The sequence below is a fragment of the Roseburia yibonii genome (genome assembly GCF_014297335.1).
Taxonomy (GTDB): Bacteria; Bacillota; Clostridia; order Lachnospirales; family Lachnospiraceae; genus Roseburia_D; species Roseburia_D yibonii.
Genome location: NZ_JACOQH010000005.1, coordinates 106,791 through 125,420, shown reverse-complemented (window position 1 = coordinate 125,420; position 18,630 = coordinate 106,791). Strand labels below are relative to the sequence as shown.

Sequence of the window (18,630 nt, the reverse complement as noted above, 5' to 3'; positions counted from 1 at the left end):
AAAAAGAGAAGGATGCTTCTGCGGCGGGGTGCCGCAGGAGCATTTTTCCTTATCGGGAGAATAAAATGCAAAAAACAGTTCTTTTTGTTGGTTATCTGATCGCGGTGAATCTCCTTGGCATTGCCCTGATGGGGATCGACAAACAAAAGGCGAGAAAAAGAAAATGGCGGATCCCGGAGCGGACGCTTTTCCTATGCGCGCTGCTTGGCGGAAGCGCAGGGGCGTGGGCTGGAATGTATCTGTTCCGCCACAAGACCAGACACTGGTATTTTGTCGTCGGAATGCCGCTTATTTTGGCAGTGCAGATCGCGGTGGCAGTCTGGCTCTCCAACGGCGGCGCGGGTTTTACATTTGCCTGAAATATGATATAATCACGGTATCGTGTGCATAAACGGCATTTTTGATGCAAAAATATGCGTGGTGAAAGGAAAATGTGGGATGAAATTATCAGTATGCAATATTGCCTGGACGGCGGAGCATGATGCAAAAATGTACGGGAAGATGAAAGAACTCGGCATGGAGGGCATTGAGATCGCACCGACCAGGATCTTTCCGGATGCGCCCTATGAGCATTTAAGCGGGGCACGTCTGTTTGCGGAACAGTTAAAAAAGGAGTACGGGCTTTCGGTCGCCTCCATGCAGTCGATCTGGTATCAGAGAACAGAGAAGCTGTTTGGCAGTGAGGCAGAGCGTGAGACACTTCTTTCCTATACAAAGCAGGCGATCGATTTCGCGGAGGCTGCAGGCTGTCCGAATCTGGTGTTCGGATCGCCAAAAAACCGTGTGACGCAGGGGGCGGACTGTCATGAGACGGCGGTTCGGTTCTTTGGTGAGCTGGGGCAGTATGCGGCGGAACATCATACCTGCCTTTCGCTGGAGGCAAATCCGGCAATCTATGGAACGGATTTTATCAATCGTACCACGGAGGCGTTTGCACTGGTAAAAGAGGTGGATTCCAAAGGATTTGCGGTAAATATTGACTTTGGTACGATCCTCGCAAACGAGGAGGATCTTTCTTTCCTTACGGAGGAGAACCTTCCTTATATCAATCACATCCATATCAGTGAGCCGTACCTTGCGCCGGTGCAAAGACGCAGTCTGCATGAGGAATTTGCGAAGCGGCTTGGCGCGCTCGGCTATGACCGGTATGTGTCGGCAGAGATGAAAACGGCGGAGCAGACAGAGGATGTGTTTGCGGTACTTTCCTATATGAAGGAGGTATTCGCGTGATCGTGGAAGGAATATCCGGCGTACCGAAATATGAGTGTACGCAGTATCAGGAAAAACACTCGGATTACTGTGTGCTGATCCCGATCATCAACGAAGGAGAGCGCATTGCAAAGGAGCTTGCGCGGGCGAAAAAGGCAGGAATTGATCAGATCGCGGACATCATCATCTGTGACGGCGGTTCTACCGATGGCTGTACGGATGCGGAAACCTTAAAAAAACTTGGCGTCAATACGCTTTTGGTAAAGCGGGACACCGGAAAACAGGGCGCTCAGCTGCGCATGGGCTTTCATTTTGCACTGGAACAGCGAGAATATCTCGGAATCGTTACGATAGACGGAAACAACAAAGACAGCATAGAGGATGTCGGACGGTTTATCGAAAAATTAAAAGAGGGCTATGATTTTATCCAGGGCTCCCGTTTTATCAGAGGCGGGAAAGCGGTAAATACCCCGAAGGTCAGATACCTTTCGGTCAGACTGCTGCACGCGCCGGTCATCTCACTCACGGCGGGACACTGGTACACCGATACGACCAATGCCTACCGTGGTTATTCGGCGCGTTATTTAAAGGACGCGCGTGTCGGGATCTTCCGGGATGTCTTTATGACCTATGAGCTGCTGGCGTATCTGTCGGTGCGTGCCGACCAGCTCGGCTTAAAGACCTGTGAGATCCCGGTGACAAGGGCGTATCCGGCGAAGGGGAAAGTGCCGACCAAGATCTCATTTGTAAAAGGAAACAGCGAACTTTTAAAGATCCTGTTCGCGAATCTGTTTCGGAAATACAATGTAAAGTAAGGAAAGTCAGGGGAAGAAATGAATTACGATAAGATAATCCTCGGAGCGGGACTCTACGGCCTCTACTCCGCACTGTTTTGCGGGAGGCGGGGCGAAAAGGTCGCGGTCTTCGAGTATGATGACGCGCCGTTTCGACGTGCAACCTATATCAATCAGGCGCGTGTCCATATGGGGTATCACTATCCCAGATCTTTTTCAACGGCGATCAAATCTGCCGGTTATTTCAGACGTTTTAATGAGGAATATGGCTTTTGCGTACACCGGTCTTTTGACCAGATCTATGCGACATCAGCGGCATTTTCCTGTACGGACGCGGCGCAGTTTGAAAAGTTCTGCCGCGCGGCGGGGATCCGGTGTGAGGAAGTCGCGGTGTCGAAATATTTTAACAGCGGGATGTGCGATGGTGCGTTTCTGACCGAGGAGTACACCTACGACGCGATGATCTTAAAAAAATATTTTTTGGAGGAGCTCGCAAAGCATCCAAACGTGGAGCTTCATTTTCATGCAAGGATAAAGGATATCTGCCGCAGGGAGACGCATTATGAGGTGACACTGGCGGACGGAGGAACATATGAGGCGGGATTTCTGTTAAACGCGACTTACGCGTCGGAAAACCAGATCCTCGCAAGGCTTGGATTTGAACCGTTTCAGATCAAGTATGAACTGTGCGAGATCATTCTCTGCGAAGTGGATGAGGTCTTCAAAAAGTTTGGGATCACCGTCATGGACGGACCGTTTTTTTCCATTATGCCGTTTGGAAAGACCGGCTTCCATTCCCTCACGTCAGTGACATTCACGCCGCATGAGACGAGTTATGACACACTGCCGGCTTTTGAGTGCCAGAAGGGGAATGAAGCGTTTTGTTCGCCGGCGCAGCTTGGAAACTGCAATGAATGCAAAAACCATCCGGAGAGCGCGTGGAGTTATATGTCAAACCTGGCGAAAAAATATTTAAAGGACGAGTACCATTTTGCGTATCAGTCCTCTCTGTTTTCCATGAAGCCGATCTTAAAATCATCGGAGGTGGATGATTCCAGACCGACCGTTATCCGGAAATTCAGTGAGGGACCGACGTTTGTGAGCGTGCTGTCCGGAAAGATAAATACGGTATACGATTTGGATGAGGTGCTGATTGATGGATAATAAAATAAAAGAGGCAAATTTTGTCTCCGCAGTTATTTACATACATAACAATGAAAGAGAGATCACGCCGTTTTTGGAGTGGCTCGATACCCAGTTGGATTTAAACTTTGAAAAATACGAGATCATCTGCGTGGATGACGGCTCCATGGACGCAAGTGAAGAGGCGGTCCGCGCATATGGAAAGAACAGGGCGAAGGAAGCGGTGTCGCTGCTTCATATGAGTTATTTTCAGGGGCTTGAGGTCGCAATGAACGCGGGAGTCGATCTCGCGATCGGAGACTTTGTCTTTGAATTTGATACGGTGTGCATGGACTACAAGACTGAGCTTCTGATGCAGGTCTACCGCCGGTCGCTCGAGGGATTTGATATTGTGAGCGCTTCCGCCATGCGGAAAAATAAGTGGACTTCCAATCTTTTTTACCGTGTGTTCAATCATTTTTCAAAGACGCAGTATAAGATACAGAATGAGACGTTCCGGATTCTCTCCCGCAGAGCGATCAACCGCGTGCATTCGCTCAGTAAGACCATTCCCTACCGGAAAGTGCTTTACGCGAACTGTGGACTGCTCGCGGACTGCATTTCCTATACGCCGTCCCAAAAACTTGAGCGCAGCTTTTCCGATGAACAGGCAAAAATGCGCCGGACGCTGGCGGTGGACTCCCTGGTACTGTTTACCAACATCGGCTACAAGGCGGCGGTCACCATGACCGGAGTTATGATGGTTGCGACACTGGCGGCGGCGATCTACGCGGTCGCGGTCTTTGCGCTTGGAAATCCGATCCAGGGCTGGACGACCACGATCCTGTTTCTGGCAGTATCCTTTTTCGGGCTGTTCTCCATTCTGACGATCATCATCAAGTATCTGTCGCTGATCCTGCAGCTGGTATTTAAAAAACAGAAGTATTCGTTTTCATCGATCGAAAAGATCACAAAATAGGAGGGATTATGGACGCAATCGTAGGCTATACCGGCTTTGTCGGCTCGAATCTGTGTAGCCATCACACATTTGCCGGTCAGTATAATTCAAAAAATATCAAAGAAGCGTTTGGCAGCAGGCCGGAGCTTTTGGTCTATTCCGGTGTTCCGGCGGAAATGTTTCTGGCAAACAAAGACCCGGAGGGAGATCTTGCCATCATAAAAAACGCGATCGAAAATATCAAAAAGATCATGCCGGAAAAACTGGTGCTCATCTCCACGGTCGCGGTGTATCCAAAGCCGAACGGAGTGGATGAGACAGACGTGATCCGGACAGAGGATCTGTCAGCGTACGGTAAAAACCGGCGCTATCTTGAGCAGTGGGTGGAAGAAAATGTAAAAGACCATCTGATCGTGCGTCTTCCGGCGATCTACGGGATCCACATGAAAAAGAACTTTATCTATGATTATATCCATGTGATCCCTGCCATGTTAAATCAGGCGAAATATGAGGAGTTAAAGGAAAAAGATCCGTTTTTTACAAAATATTATACCTTGCAGGACAACGGATTTTACCGGTGCGGCAATCTTGACAAAGAGGATGCGGCAAAGCTCAGGGATTATTTTAAGCGCGTGGGATTCTCTGCGCTTAATTTTACGGATTCGAGAAGTGTCTATCAGTTTTACGCGTTAAAATATCTCTGGACACACATCGAACGGGCAATGAAGCTTGGGATCCGCAAGCTGAACCTTGCAGTGGAACCGTTATCGGTGCAGGAAGTCTATGCTTACTTAAACGGAGGGCAGTTTGTAAATGAACTGGCAAAAGAACCGTTTGATTATGATTTCCACACGATACACGCAGAAGAATTCGGCGGTGCGAACGGGTATCTGTTTTCGAAAGAACAGGTGCTTGGGGATCTCGCGGAGTTTGTAAAGGAACAGACAGAGGAATTGAGATAAAGGAGAAAACAGTTATGAAACAGAACAAAAAAAGAGCGCTCTTTTATGTGCTTCTTTTTGTGCTCGGTGTGGTGTTCGGACTTACGAAGATTAACGGACAGGCGGAGGACGGCTATCTGTTAAAGGCGGACAAAAAAGGAAATGACGATCTGATCTATGATTATCCGCTGGAAAAAGACCAGGGGGTATCCGAAGAATACCTGGTCGGAAGGAGTACGCTTGAGGGATTCCGGCTTTCTGTGGGACGGAACCAGAAGGATATCCGCTTTGATGTCAAAATCGAGGAAAAGGGCGGCGGGATAACCAGGGAATGGAAGGATCTGACAGAGCAGGATTTAGATGACAGAGGAAGGATCTGTCTTTTTTTCGACGAAAAGGAAAGAGACGCGAAGGGAAAGGTATTTCTCGTGCGGATCACGGCACGCACCGCAGGGTTAAATATCCGCATGTATCCGCAGCCGGACGGGAACCTTGGCACTTCGGATGTGGATGGCATGGCGCTTGATCTGCAGCTGATTTACGACAGGGTGAGCGTCCTTCTTGTAAATCTGCTGTTTATCCTTGGATGCGCGGTGGGAAATCTTTTGCTGTTTTTGCTTTTGAACCGCGAAAAAGTATCAATGGTAAAAGTATTTCTTCTGCTGTATGGCGCACTTGGAGCGGTATATCTCGGCGTGATCCCGTTTAGCATGGTGCCGGATGAATCCATCCACTATTTCCGTGCCTATGAGATCGCGGACGGTAATTTCATCTCGGATATTACCGATGAGGAGGGACATGCCGCGTATCTGATCTCTTATCCATGGGAGTGGGAGGAGACAAAGGATCACCTGATCACGCAGTATGAGGTGAAAGAGCAGACGGGGCTTGTGGAATCGGAAGAAAATGATGCCGGACATAGCTTTAACGCGACGGCGCTCTATTCACCGCTTTCGTATCTGCCGCAGTCGCTCGGGATCGCGGCGGCACGGCTTTTTACCGGAAAAGTCTGGATCCTGTTTCTCGCCGGCCGGATCTTTAATTTCGCGGCGATCGGTGCGGTCATGGCACTTGCGGTGCATCTGATGCCATACGGAAAGAAATATCTGATCCTGATCGCGCTCATACCGATGAACCTGCATGAGTGTATCTCGCTTGCGCCGGATGGTATGGTGACGGCGTTGGTCTTTTTGCTGATCGCCTTTGTACTGTATCTGCGGGAGCGGGGAAAAGAGCCGCTTACGCGCGGTCAGCTTGCGGCACTGTATGTGCTTGCGGTCGCGATCAGCCTTTACAAGATCGTATACCTGCCGTTCTGCCTGCTGTATTTTTTGATCCCGCGGGAACAGTTTGGAAGCAAAAAGAGATATTTTGGCCATGTGGCGGGCGTGATGGCGGCAGTCGCGGTATTTCTCGGAGGATGGATGCGCATTTCTTCACGCTATCTGTTCCCGTTCAATCCGGGCGTGGATTCCGGGCAGCAGACCCATGAAATACTGACGCACCCGTTTTTCTATGCGGGAGTTGTGATAAACACACTGGTGGAAAAGGCAACTTACTATTTTAATACCATGCTTGGGACAAAACTCGGATGGCTGAATGTGGAAGTGGATGAGATCTTGCTGTATCTGTTCGCGTTTGTCGTGGTTGCGGCGATCGCAGCGGATGCTGCAAGAAAAAAGCGCACCGACCGCCCGTTCGCGTGGGTGACGGTTTTGATCCTCGCAAGTACCGTGCTCCTAATTCTGACCAGTCTCTATGTGGAGTGGACTGCGGTGCGCGCACAGGTCGTGGAAGGGGTGCAGGGAAGATATTTTATCCCGCTTTTACTGCCGCTTTGTCTTGCGATCGCGGGAAGACGCAACGACGAAAATGAGCTTCTGGAAAATGACAGACTGGGGCTTACCCTGGCGCTTGGCGTAAACATCTGCGTGCTTGCGGTTTTGATCATAACATTTCTTCCATAAAAGGAAATTGTGGCGGAATTTGGAAAAGTGGTTGAAATAAAAAAATGATTCTTATATAATTATGCATAATAGGAATTGGGTCGAAAGGAGATTTTTTATGTACACACTAGAAGATATAAAAGCAGTTGATACTGAGATCGCAGACGCGATTTCCGCTGAATTTGACAGACAGAACAGCCACATCGAGCTGATCGCGTCGGAGAACTGGGTCAGCCATGCGGTCATGTCCGCGATGGGAAGCGTTCTGACGAATAAATATGCAGAAGGCTATCCGGCGCACCGTTATTACGGCGGCTGTGACTGCGTGGACGTGGTAGAGGAACTCGCAAGAGAGAGAGCAAAGGAGTTGTTTGGCTGTGAATACGTCAATGTACAGCCGCATTCCGGCGCACAGGCAAATATGGCAGTGCAGTTCGCAGTGTTAAAACCGGGCGACACGATCATGGGTATGAACTTAGACCACGGCGGACATCTGACACACGGAAGTCCGGTCAACTTCTCCGGTACTTATTTCCATGTCGTTCCGTATGGTGTCAATGACGAAGGATTCATTGATTATGACAAGGTGATGGAGATCGCGATGGAATGCAAGCCGAAGATGATCATCGCGGGAGCTTCCGCTTATGCGAGAACCATTGATTTTAAGAAGTTCCGTGAGATCGCGGACGCATGCGGCGCGCTTCTTATGGTCGATATGGCACATATCGCAGGTCTTGTGGCGGCAGGACTTCATCCAAGCCCGATCCCGTACGCGCACATCGTTACGACAACGACACATAAGACCCTGCGCGGACCGAGAGGCGGCATGATCTTATGTAAGGACAAAGAGATCGCCGATAAGTATAAATTAAACAAAGCGATCTTCCCGGGCATCCAGGGTGGCCCGCTCATGCATGTGATCGCGGCAAAGGCAGTCTGCTTCAAAGAAGCGCTTCAGCCGGAATTTAAGGTATACCAGAAGAACATCGTGGACAATGCGCAGGCACTCTGCAAGGGTCTGATGGACCGCGGTATCAAGATCGTTTCCGGTGGAACAGACAATCATCTGATGTTAGTAGACCTTACCAACTTCGGACTGACCGGAAAAGAAGTGGAAAAACTGTTAGATTCCGTAAACATCACGGCAAACAAGAACACGATCCCGAACGATCCGCAGTCTCCGTTCGTAACCAGTGGTGTCCGTCTTGGAACACCGGCAGTTACCTCAAGAGGATTGAACACAGAGGATATGGACAAGGTAGCGGAAGCGATCGCGATCATGATCAAAAACGGTGAGAGCGGCGCAGAGCAGGCAAAAGCGATCGTTAAGGAATTAACGGATAAATATCCGCTTAAATAAAAGAAAATTTAAGAAAAATTAAGAGTGCGCGGGATGTAATTTCGCGGCGGATATGATAGGATGATTAAGAACGAAACAGGTTTTTGATCATCCTGTTTTTTATTAAAAAAAGAAGCGAAGAGAAGATTATCTGAAATAGAAAAGGAGAAGAGATGAGGAAAAAGAAGATCGGGGTCATTCTTGGGACAGTGGCAGTGCTCGCGGCAGTCGGTGCGGGCGGCTGGTACCTTTACGGAAAGTTTTACAAAAACGCGGCAAAGAGCAGTGAGGACAAGGTATATGTGGAGTCGGTAGCAAAGATCATGCAGACGGCGACCGGCGCAAACAACCGGTATTCCGGTGTGGTTGAACCGCAGGATACCTGGGAAGTGAATCTGGATACAAGCAGAAAGCTTCTTGAGGTGTATGTGGAGGAGGGCGATGAGGTGGAAGAAGGAACACCGTTATTTTCCTACGATACCTCGGATCTGAAGCTGGAACTTCAGCAGGCGGAGCTTGAGATCGAAAATATAAACAATCAGATCACGACCTACACCGAACAGATCACAGCGCTTACAAACGAGCGGGATAAAGCGACGACCGATGACGCGAGGTTTGATTACACGACACAGATACAGACGGTACAGACTTCGATCCGTCAGTCGCAGTATGAGCTTGCGAGTAAGAAAGCGGGGATCGACAAGATCAATACCTCGATCAGTGATTCCGTGATCAAAAGCAAGATACCGGGTGTCGTGAAGAACATAAACACCGCCGGGAATGATGATACGGGATCGGGCGGCGCGTACATGACGATCCTTGCGACCGGGGAATTTCAGATCAAAGGAAAGGTCAATGAACAGAATATCGGCGGTATCAGTGAAGGACAGGCGGTCATCGTCCATTCCAGAGTAGATGAGAGCCTGATCTGGCGGGGAATAGTTGTAAAGATCGATACGGAGAGCACACAGACAGATTCGGACTCTTCGATGTTTTACAGCAGCAGTAGCGATTCGATGCAGCAGTCATCCAGTTATCCGTTTTATGTGACGTTGGATTCGGCGGACGGACTGATGCTCGGACAGCATGTATATATAGAACCGGATTTCGGACAGCAGGAGGTCAAAGAGGGGATCTGGCTTTATGGCAGTTATCTGGTGTTTGAGGAAGAGACGCCTTATGTATGGGCGGCGGATGCCGATGGAAGACTGAAAAAATGTCAGGTGGAAACCGGGGAGTATGATGAGAACCTCGATGAATACCAGATCGTTTCCGGGCTTGAGGAGACAGACCGGATCGCGTATCCGATGCCCGGTCTGTATGAGGGAGTGGAAGCAGTTGATGATGAAGCCCTGGTGGATTACAGTTCGCCGCTTTATGCCGATATGTACGGAACCGAGAGCTATGACATGGAAAGTATGTACGGAACCGAGAGTTACGATATGGAGAGCATGTATGATACGGAATATGGGGAGGTGGCGCCATGATCCTTGACCTCAGACATATTTTTAAGGACTATACGCAGGATAAGCTGGTGATACCGGTGCTTAAGGATGTATCTCTTCAGGTGGACAAGGGCGAATATGTGGCGATCATGGGCCCATCCGGATCCGGAAAGACCACATTGATGAACATCATTGGCTGTCTGGATCATCCGACTTCCGGAAGCTATGAACTGGACGGGCAGAATGTACTCGGGTTAAAAGACCGTACGTTATCCGATCTCAGATTAAACAGCATTGGCTTTGTGTTTCAGAGCTTTCATCTGATGCCGAGAGAAACCGCACTGGAAAATGTGGCACTTCCGCTTTCCTATGCGGGAGTCGGGAAGCGGGCAAGGCGTGAGGCGGCAAAGAAAGCGCTGGATCGTGTCGGGCTTTCGGATCGTGTCACATTTAAGCCGACGCAGCTTTCCGGTGGACAGAAACAGCGTGTCGCGATCGCGCGGGCCATGGTCAATAACCCAAAGATCCTTTTGGCGGATGAACCGACCGGGGCGCTGGATTCAAAATCGGGCGCGCAGATCATGGATCTGTTCCGGAAACTGAATGAAGAAGGCGTTACGATTGTTATGATCACCCACGATGAGAAGATCGCGGCGCATGCGAAGCGAACACTCCGCATTGTGGACGGTGAGATCTTAAAAGAGAAGGAGGATGCTTCATGAAAAAGAAAATTCTTGTCTTTTTGCTCACTGCGGCGATCCTTGGCGGCGGAGGCGCGGGCGGATATGCCGGCTATAAAAATTACCGGGACAAACATACGGAAGCAGAAGTCTGGTCGGTTGCGTCTTTGGACTGGGGATACTGGGGTTCGGACATGGAGTGCTCCGGTGTGGTCACCAATGATGTTGTGCAGCAGATCTATCTAAACAATGAACAGCAGGTGGAGGAAGTTTATGTGGAAGAAGGTCAGACCGTGTCGGTCGGAGATCCCCTGTTAAAATACGATGAGACTTCCATACAGTATGAGATCCAGATGAAAGAACTGGATATAGAGACGATTCAGAATAATACAGCGATCGCGGAACGGGCGTTAAACAGGTTGCAAAATATGACGCCGATCGAGGAAAAGCCGGAAGAACCATGGATCGAGGAGGATACCGAAGAGGAAACGACAGCAGATGTGACGCCGGAGGACGACCGGGAGGACTGGCTTTTTCAGCAGCAGGAGGACAGTCAGCAGTCCGGAAATCCGAATGAGATCAGCGATGCATATGACGCGGCGGATCTTGAGACCGATGAAGCCTGGGAAAATGTGATCGAACCGGAAGTTACCGAGGAACCGGTACAGCCTGAGGAAGAGCCCGAAGAGGACACGGAGGTGGAGATCGGCTATACAAAGGAAGAACTGGCAAGGGAGATCTTAACGACCAAGAATAAACTAAGGGATCTGGATGTAAGCCTGCGCACGGCGCAGCTGGAGCTGACCAAATTAAAAAAACAGGCGGAGGACGCAACGGTATACGCGTCCATAAACGGTGTGGTAAAGACGCTTCAGGATGTGGACAATCTGCCCGGTGACGGCAGCGCATTCCTTGTGGTCACAGGATCGGACGGACTGTATGTCAAAGGGCAGATCGGCGAGCTTTTGTTAGATCAGGTGACACCGGGCACACCGGTCTCACTGACTTCCTGGCAGAGCAATGCCATGTGTGACGCAACGATCACGGAGATCGCGGAATACCCGTCCGACGGTGGATACTACGGTTCCGGCAATCCAAACAGTTCCTATTATGAGTTTACCGCGTACATTGAGGATGCGGGAGCCCTGACAAATGGAGAAGCCGTGGACATCACGATCCAGGGAGATCAGGATGTGTCCACAGGCGCGATCTATCTGCAAAAAGCCTATGTCAGAAAAGAAAACGGAAAGTATTATGTTTTAAAAGAAGACGGGGACGGACGGCTCAAAAAGCAGTATGTAAAGACCGGAAAGACGGTATATGGAAGTGCCATAGAGATCAGATCCGGTATTACGGCGGACGATTATATTGCCTTTCCCTATGGGAAAACAGCAAAGGAAGGCGTTCGTACCAAGCAGGCAGACACCACCTATTATGGGATGACAGAGAGGAGGAGTGCGAATGTTTGAGAATATCCGGCTTTCGTTTAAAGGCATCTGGTCACACAAAATGCGCTCCTTTTTAACGATGCTCGGCATTATTATCGGAATTGCGGCAATTATCGCGATTGTTTCCACAATTAAGGGGACAAATGAGCAGATCAAGGAAAATCTGATCGGATCCGGGCAGAATACGGTGAGCATCCAGCTCTATCAGGGCGATTATCCCTATGACATGAGTTATTCCGAGCTGCCGGCCGGGGTACCGGTCATCGGGCAAGAGGAGTTAGAAGAGATCCGGCAGGCAGACAGGGTGAAAAACGCGTCGGTTTATCTGAGCCGTCAGGATTATGACGGAGTATATTATCTTGAAAATTCACTGTCCGGCGGATATGTGATGGGGATCGATCAGAATTATCTTGCCACCTGCGGTTATATTCTGCGGGAGGGACGGGGATTTGATACCTCTGACTATGAGAATTACCATAAAGTGGCGCTGCTCGATGAAAATTCGAGTGAGGCGCTGTTTCAGGGAGAGGACGCGGTCGGAAAGACGATCGAGATTCAGGGGGAACCGTATCTGGTCGTGGGGATCATAGTTGCGCAAAAGACGTTTGAGCCGGTCATAAACAGCATCGATGACTATTACACTTACGCGGAAGACAGCAGTGGAAAAGTCTACATACCGGATACGACCTGGCCGATCATTTATCAGTATGATGAACCGCAGAATCTGATCGTGAAGGTGGAAAGCACGGATGATATGACTGTGGTCGGAAAGGAATGCGCCGGAATTTTAAACGACCACTTAAGCGTTTCCGACGATACGATCCAGTATAAGGCGGAGGATCTCTTAGAGCAGGCAAAACAGATCCAGGAACTCAGCGCGTCCACCAACACAATGTTGATCTGGATCGCGGGGATCTCCCTTCTGGTCGGCGGTATCGGCGTTATGAACATCATGCTCGTGTCGGTGACGGAGCGCACGCAGGAGATCGGGTTAAAGAAAGCGATCGGGGCAAGAAAAGGAAAGATCCTGGCGCAGTTTCTGACCGAGGCGGCGGTGCTCACGAGTTTCGGCGGACTCATCGGTGTCGCAGTCGGGATCGCGCTTGCCGAGATCATCGCAAAAGTGAGCGAGACACCGGTTGCCATCAGTGCTCCGGCGGCCGTGGGAGCAGTGCTTTTTTCCATGGTGATCGGAATCCTGTTTGGGATGCTGCCGTCGTATAAAGCGGCAAATCTGGATCCGATCGAAGCGCTGCGGCATGAATAGCGGAAAGATAAAAAACAGAAAATAATGGAAATAAAAAGTGCATTATATTATAATGGACAGGCAAACCAAACACGAAAAGAGGAGGAGTTATCAGAAAATGAAGAAAAAATGGCTAGCTGGTATACTGACAGTCGGTATGCTGTTTGCTTCCACTCCAACCACACTGTTTGCAGAGCCTTTTCAGGCAGAGAGTGAACAGATCGTTGTCGAGGAGACAGAAGCGGAGGCAGAAGCAGAAGCAGAGGATGACATGGCGCTCCCGGAGGCGGAAGCAGGGGAAGAACTGTTTGCGGCAGAGGACGGAACAGACGAGGAAACAGATATTATTATGGACGCGCCGGAGGGAGATGTGATTGAAACAGAATCCGGTGTGCCGGAAGGTACTGTGTTCCAGGAAGAAGTGATCGGACAGACCGAGGATGGACAGGATATCTACGGTGGTTATGTTGAGGCACCGGAAGATACCGATGTACCGCTTATGGATGATGTGGAACTGGAAAATGAGGCGCTGACGGCATCTTCGATCCCGGCGACCTACAATCCGAAAGCTTCGGGATTTACCGGAGGATATAAACTTCCGGCAGTGCGCAACCAGAATCCGTATGGAACCTGCTGGACATTTGGTTCGCTTGCTTCGGCGGAAATGAGTCTGGCGCGCAAATATAATGTGTCAAAGGATCTTTCCGAGCTTCAGCTTGCGTATTTTACCTATCACGGAGGCAAGGATCCGGTTGGTGGAACTGCCGGGGATTCGGTAAGCTATCTGTCTAATGCGTCGGAGAATTATCTGGATCGTGGTGGAAACTATATCTATTCCACAGTATCTCTGATGAACTGGAGAGGGGCTGCGGATGAATCCACAGTTCCGTACAGCAAGGCGAGCAGCACCTTAAGCAACGGACTGAGCAGCGGGTATGAATATAATAAGGATACTGCACATGTGCAGGGGTATTATCTGATCGATATAAAGACCAACCCCAATGGTGCGAAAAAGGCGATCATGACCTACGGAGCGGTTGCGGCAAGTTATTATCACAGCGACAGCTACTACAACTCAAGTACCAATGCGTACTACAATTATTCATCCGCCTATACGAATCACGCGATCTCTATCGTAGGATGGGATGACAATTTTTCAAAGACCAATTTTAAAAAGCAGCCGTCGAGAAACGGTGCCTGGCTGATCCGTAACAGCTGGGGCAAAGATAACATGAGCAAGTACGGATATTTCTGGATGTCCTATGAGGATACATCTTTAAAGAATGCGGCATATGTATTTTTGACAGAGCCGGCAAACAACTATGGACATAACTACCAGTACGACGGAAGTATCGCGTCTGTCAATATCAATATGGCTTCGGGCGGTAAAATGGTAGCGGCGAACGTATTTCAGGCGAATTCAAATGCGTATGAGGAATTAAAGGCGGTATCTTTTGTATTGCCGGAGAATTCCAAAGTCAATTATAAGATCCGTGTATACAAAGATCTCAAAGACGCGTCCAATCCGGAAAGCGGAACTTTGATATCATCGGCGACGACAACAGGAACGACTTCCTATGCGGGAGCGTATACGGTCAAGTTGAATAAGAGCGTAGTTTTAAAGAAGGGGACAACGTTCGCAACGATCGTTGAACTGGAAAAGTCAGGAGAGAGTATATCGGTTCAGGCAGAACAGAGCACAACCTTATGGAATTCGATCAAGTGTGTGGCAACTGCGAAGAAGGGACAGAGTTTCTTTAAATCCGGAACAAGATGGGTTGATTATGGTGTAAACCACAATAAGAACTTCAGAATCAAGGCATATACAAGCAATATCACACCGGCTACTTACAAAGTTACGTTTAACGCGAACGGTGGTTCTGTGGGTACGGCATCCAAAACGGTAGTATCTGGGGAGGTATACGGAACACTGCCGACGCCGACCAAATCAAACAGCCAGTTCCTCGGCTGGTTCACAGATCCGAATAGCGGAACGCAGATAAAATCAGGAACGACCGTAACGATCAAAGCAAACCAGACGCTGTACGCGCACTGGAAGACTTACGGTACACAGGTGGGAAGCTATGGCGGAAAGACCTTTATCAAGGGAAGCGATGGAAAAACACGCTGCTACAATGAAAAAAATCAGCTGGTGACAAACCAGTTTGCTTTTGACGGAAGTTATACCTACTATATGCAGGCGGACGGAACATCGATGAAAGACCGTCTGACTTACCATCCGGACGGAGAGCATATCATCTACTTTGACACGGAAGGACATGAGGTATTCACGAACTTCCAGTACTGCCCGAGTGTGGGATATACCTGCTACTTCGATTCCCAGGGTTATCTCTATAAGGATCAGATCACATTTGTCGGAAACAGCGTATACTATCTGAACGCAAACGGCGCGATGGAGCAGGGAGGCTGGTTCCAGTTCGCGAACGGTGTGGACTATGGATACGCAAATTCGAACGGAACACTGATCACAACCGGATTTTCCAGTGATCCTTACGGAAGAGTTGTATTCTACCACTGGAACGGAATGGTGGCAAGAGGACTGATCTCTGACGGAACCTATTATTACAATATGGATACCACAGACGGTCATTATCTTGGACAGTTCCCGGTACAGTAATTACCGGTAATACCGAAAGAATGAAATAGAAATAAAAAGCAGAAAGCTGTATGCTGTTGTTCGCAGGATTGCGGGCGGGGCATGCGGCTTTTTTGCGCTTTTTGGCGGGAATAGGCTGAAATAGCGATGGAAAAGAAACGGCGTTTATGGTATAATGAGCATAAAAATGTGACTGTATTACAAAGGAGGATAATGTATGCGAAAAAAATGGCTGACCGGTGCTTTGGCGGCGTTTTTCATTTCCGGGATGATTCCGATGACGCTTTGGGCGGATACCACGGACAGTGATGAACTGACTGTGACAGATGTCACCCTGATCGATGACGGGGAAACCGTGTCGGAAAATGAAGAGGAGACAGAAGCGGCCGGTGGATACCTCAGGACGACGGATGATATGGACGTGCCGTCGCTTTCGGAGGAGGACGGGTCGGAAGCGCTTTTAAGGGATGCCGAGGTTCCCTCGGTATACAATCCGAAAGCATCCGGATTTACCGGAGGATATACACTGCCGGCGGTGCGTAACCAGAATCCCTATGGAACCTGCTGGGCATTTGCGTCTCTCGCGTCATCGGAGTTGAGCCTGCTGCGCAGCTATCAGACCTCAGAAGATCTGTCGGAGCTTCAGCTTGCGTACTTTACCTATCACAGCAGCACAGACCCGCTTGGCGGCACAGAAGGGGATTCTGTGTCCTGTGTTTCGGATGCGTATCCGAACTATCTGAATCTCGGTGGAAATTATAATTTTTCAGTGGTATCGATGATGAACTGGATCGGTGCTGCGGATGAAACGGCGGTTCCGTACAGTAAAGCCGCAGCGACATTGAGCAGTGGTCTGGATGCGTCTTATGAATACAGCTATGATGTCGCGCACCTGCAGAACTATTACAGGATCAATATCAAGACAGATCCGCAGGAGGTGAAAAAGGCGATCATGGAGTACGGCGCGGTCGGAGTGAGTTATCTCGACCGATTGTTGGCCTATTCCTACTCCACGAATGCGTACTATAACAATACGACGAGTGGAGACGGACATGCGGTCACGATCGTTGGATGGGATGATGCTTTTTCCAGGACCAATTTTGGCAGTGACAGTTCCGACCAGCCGTCTGCTGATGGCGCATGGCTGATCCGAAACAGCTGGGGCAGTGATGATATGAGCCGGAACGGATATTTCTGGATGTCCTATGCAGACGCGTCCTTAAGCAATGCTGCATATGTATTCCTGGCAGAGCCTGCGGATAATTATGACCATAATTACCAGTATGATGGAAGCATATTGTCATCAAACCTCAGTCAGAGCAATGAATTTGCTGCTGCAAATGTATTTACATCAAAGGCGGAAAATGGAGAAAAATTAAAAGCAGTATCGTTTGTGCCAACTACTTCAGAAGTTACTTATACAGTTAATATTTATAAAAATTTAACAGATCCTAAAAATCCGGAAAGTGGGACGAAGATTTCTGAAGCGACAACGACAGGAACTACCAGTTTTGCAGGAGCTTATACGGTAAAGCTAAATCAGGAAGTAGACTTAAAGAAGGGAGATACGTTTTCTGTAATTGTAAAAGTAAAAAAAGACGGACAATCAGTTGGACTTCAAATGGAACGCAGCGAGAGCGATTTTGATGGGGAATTTAGAAAATCTGTTCACTGTGTGGCCAGTGCTAAAGATGGACAGAGCTTTTTGTGGGGATGGGCAAGTGATTGGAGTAAGTTGACATGGAATGATTATGGCGCCAGTGATAATGCAAATTTCCGCATCAAAGCGTACACAGTGGATGCTGCACATACGCCAGTTAGCACATATACGGTACATTTTGATGCAAACGGCGGAAATGTAGCTACATCTTCTGTGGTCGTGACAAAGGGAAAGACCTACGGAACGCTTCCGACGCCGGCCAGAGATGGTTATGAATTTCTCGGATGGTACACCGATGCGAGCGCGGGAACCCGGATAAAGGAGGATTCGGTCGTTTCCATTTCTGCGGATCAGACGCTGTACGCGCACTGGAAACAGACGCAGGTAACGCCATCGGAACCGGAGACACCATCGGGTACATTGGTGACAACTTATAACAGGATCTCATTTTATCGGGGAAGCGACGGAAAGCTCAGATGCTATGACAGCAATAACACGCTTTTGATCAACCGGTTTGTCTTTGACGGAAGTTACACCTATTACATGCAGGCGGACGGAACCCCGATGAAAGACCGCCTGACCTATCATCCGGACGGCGAGCACATCATCTATCTTGACACGGAAGGGCACGAAGTGTTTACGAACTTCCAGTACTGTCCGAGTGTGGGATATACCTGCTACTTTGATTCCCAGGGTTATCTCTATAAGGATCAGATCACGTTTGTCGGAAACAGCGTATACTACTTAAACGCAAACGGCGCGATGGAACAAAGCGGCTGGTTCCGGTTTGCAAATGGTTTGGACTACGGATTTGCAAACAGTGACGGAACTCTGATCACAACCGGATTTTCCTATGATCCGTATGGCAGAGTCGTGTTCTATCACTGGAACGGAATGGTGGCAAGAGGACTGATCTCTGACGGTGTCTACTATTACAGTATGGATACCACGGACGGACATTACCTCGGGCAGTTTCCGGTGCAGTAAGTTCCGGTGAAAAATCAAACAAAAAAAGAAAGCTGTATGCATGACCTGGATTCACAGGCGTCGTACAGCTTTTTTGTCTAAAACAAACCTTAAACATTTTCCCGGTTGGTTTTTAAACAGTTTTTCTCTACAATAATCAATTATATGGGGCGGATCGAACAGGCATCTGTGGCACGTTTTTGATAATTTACTCAACAATATTTATAAATATGCACAGCCGGGCACCCGGGTATATCTG

Annotated in this window: 14 protein-coding genes; all 14 read left to right on the top strand. The window is 49.1% G+C overall.

The annotated features are described in order from the left end of the window. Window positions 1-65: 65 nt before the first annotated feature. The 14 genes from H8Z76_RS08470 (at window position 66) to H8Z76_RS08405 (ending at window position 18,392) form a co-directional block, all read left to right on the top strand. Window positions 66-359 (top strand): DUF1294 domain-containing protein, encoded by a 294-nt coding sequence (locus H8Z76_RS08470; RefSeq protein ID WP_022515134.1) that lies wholly within the window; start codon window positions 66-68, stop codon window positions 357-359. A gap of 79 nt (window positions 360-438) precedes the next feature. Beyond that, entirely contained in the window at window positions 439-1,230 is a 792-nt protein-coding gene (locus H8Z76_RS08465) for a sugar phosphate isomerase/epimerase family protein (RefSeq protein ID WP_022515135.1), read from the top strand. After that, window positions 1,227-2,024 carry a glycosyltransferase family 2 protein gene (locus H8Z76_RS08460; protein ID WP_022515136.1) on the top strand — a complete coding sequence of 266 codons (798 nt, stop codon included), beginning with the start codon at window positions 1,227-1,229 and terminating at the stop codon, window positions 2,022-2,024. The genes H8Z76_RS08465 and H8Z76_RS08460 overlap by 4 nt, the downstream gene beginning before the upstream one ends. 18 nt (window positions 2,025-2,042) lie before the next feature. Continuing rightward, complete coding sequence (locus tag H8Z76_RS08455) at window positions 2,043-3,167, top strand: FAD-dependent oxidoreductase (RefSeq protein WP_022515137.1); 1,125 nt, start codon at window positions 2,043-2,045, stop codon at window positions 3,165-3,167. After that, window positions 3,160-4,104 carry a glycosyltransferase gene (locus H8Z76_RS08450; protein ID WP_186982241.1) on the top strand — a complete coding sequence of 315 codons (945 nt, stop codon included), beginning with the start codon at window positions 3,160-3,162 and terminating at the stop codon, window positions 4,102-4,104. Before H8Z76_RS08455 ends, H8Z76_RS08450 begins: the two co-directional genes overlap by 8 nt. An 8-nt stretch (window positions 4,105-4,112) precedes the next feature. Next, window positions 4,113-5,045 (top strand): NAD-dependent epimerase/dehydratase family protein, encoded by a 933-nt coding sequence (locus tag H8Z76_RS08445; protein ID WP_186982240.1) that lies wholly within the window; start codon window positions 4,113-4,115, stop codon window positions 5,043-5,045. A 14-nt stretch (window positions 5,046-5,059) separates the two neighbouring features. Continuing rightward, window positions 5,060-6,991, top strand: a complete 1,932-nt coding sequence (locus H8Z76_RS08440) for a DUF2142 domain-containing protein (RefSeq protein ID WP_186982239.1) — start codon at window positions 5,060-5,062, stop codon at window positions 6,989-6,991. Window positions 6,992-7,088: 97 nt separating this feature from the next. Next, entirely contained in the window at window positions 7,089-8,330 is a 1,242-nt protein-coding gene (gene glyA, locus H8Z76_RS08435) for a serine hydroxymethyltransferase (RefSeq protein ID WP_147618686.1), read from the top strand. A gap of 152 nt (window positions 8,331-8,482) precedes the next feature. Beyond that, window positions 8,483-9,796: an efflux RND transporter periplasmic adaptor subunit gene (locus tag H8Z76_RS08430; protein WP_186982238.1), complete on the top strand. Its 1,314-nt coding sequence runs from the start codon at window positions 8,483-8,485 to the stop codon at window positions 9,794-9,796. Continuing rightward, complete coding sequence (locus tag H8Z76_RS08425) at window positions 9,793-10,476, top strand: ABC transporter ATP-binding protein (RefSeq protein WP_186982237.1); 684 nt, start codon at window positions 9,793-9,795, stop codon at window positions 10,474-10,476. The genes H8Z76_RS08430 and H8Z76_RS08425 overlap by 4 nt, the downstream gene beginning before the upstream one ends. Beyond that, entirely contained in the window at window positions 10,473-11,903 is a 1,431-nt protein-coding gene (locus H8Z76_RS08420; RefSeq protein ID WP_186982236.1) for an efflux RND transporter periplasmic adaptor subunit, read from the top strand. Before H8Z76_RS08425 ends, H8Z76_RS08420 begins: the two co-directional genes overlap by 4 nt. After that, complete coding sequence (locus H8Z76_RS08415; RefSeq protein ID WP_022515145.1) at window positions 11,896-13,149, top strand: ABC transporter permease; 1,254 nt, start codon at window positions 11,896-11,898, stop codon at window positions 13,147-13,149. Before H8Z76_RS08420 ends, H8Z76_RS08415 begins: the two co-directional genes overlap by 8 nt. Window positions 13,150-13,246: 97 nt before the next feature. Then, on the top strand, window positions 13,247-15,766 hold the full coding sequence (locus H8Z76_RS08410) for a lectin like domain-containing protein (RefSeq protein WP_186982235.1): 2,520 nt from the start codon (window positions 13,247-13,249) through the stop codon (window positions 15,764-15,766). 196 nt (window positions 15,767-15,962) lie between these two features. Next, the gene (locus tag H8Z76_RS08405; protein ID WP_186982234.1) at window positions 15,963-18,392 is read left to right on the top strand and encodes a lectin like domain-containing protein; all 2,430 of its coding nucleotides are present in this window, start codon (window positions 15,963-15,965) and stop codon (window positions 18,390-18,392) included. The last annotated feature ends 238 nt before the right edge of the window (window positions 18,393-18,630 follow it).

Coding starts and splice junctions, on each gene's coding strand:
- H8Z76_RS08405 (WP_186982234.1), top strand. CDS start 15,963: ATGCGAAAAAAATGGCTGACCGGTGCTTTGGCGGCGTTTTTCATTTCC.
- H8Z76_RS08445 (WP_186982240.1), top strand. CDS start 4,113: ATGGACGCAATCGTAGGCTATACCGGCTTTGTCGGCTCGAATCTGTGT.
- H8Z76_RS08440 (WP_186982239.1), top strand. CDS start 5,060: ATGAAACAGAACAAAAAAAGAGCGCTCTTTTATGTGCTTCTTTTTGTG.
- H8Z76_RS08450 (WP_186982241.1), top strand. CDS start 3,160: ATGGATAATAAAATAAAAGAGGCAAATTTTGTCTCCGCAGTTATTTAC.
- H8Z76_RS08410 (WP_186982235.1), top strand. CDS start 13,247: ATGAAGAAAAAATGGCTAGCTGGTATACTGACAGTCGGTATGCTGTTT.
- H8Z76_RS08415 (WP_022515145.1), top strand. CDS start 11,896: ATGTTTGAGAATATCCGGCTTTCGTTTAAAGGCATCTGGTCACACAAA.
- H8Z76_RS08430 (WP_186982238.1), top strand. CDS start 8,483: ATGAGGAAAAAGAAGATCGGGGTCATTCTTGGGACAGTGGCAGTGCTC.
- glyA (WP_147618686.1), top strand. CDS start 7,089: ATGTACACACTAGAAGATATAAAAGCAGTTGATACTGAGATCGCAGAC.
- H8Z76_RS08420 (WP_186982236.1), top strand. CDS start 10,473: ATGAAAAAGAAAATTCTTGTCTTTTTGCTCACTGCGGCGATCCTTGGC.
- H8Z76_RS08455 (WP_022515137.1), top strand. CDS start 2,043: ATGAATTACGATAAGATAATCCTCGGAGCGGGACTCTACGGCCTCTAC.
- H8Z76_RS08465 (WP_022515135.1), top strand. CDS start 439: ATGAAATTATCAGTATGCAATATTGCCTGGACGGCGGAGCATGATGCA.
- H8Z76_RS08470 (WP_022515134.1), top strand. CDS start 66: ATGCAAAAAACAGTTCTTTTTGTTGGTTATCTGATCGCGGTGAATCTC.
- H8Z76_RS08425 (WP_186982237.1), top strand. CDS start 9,793: ATGATCCTTGACCTCAGACATATTTTTAAGGACTATACGCAGGATAAG.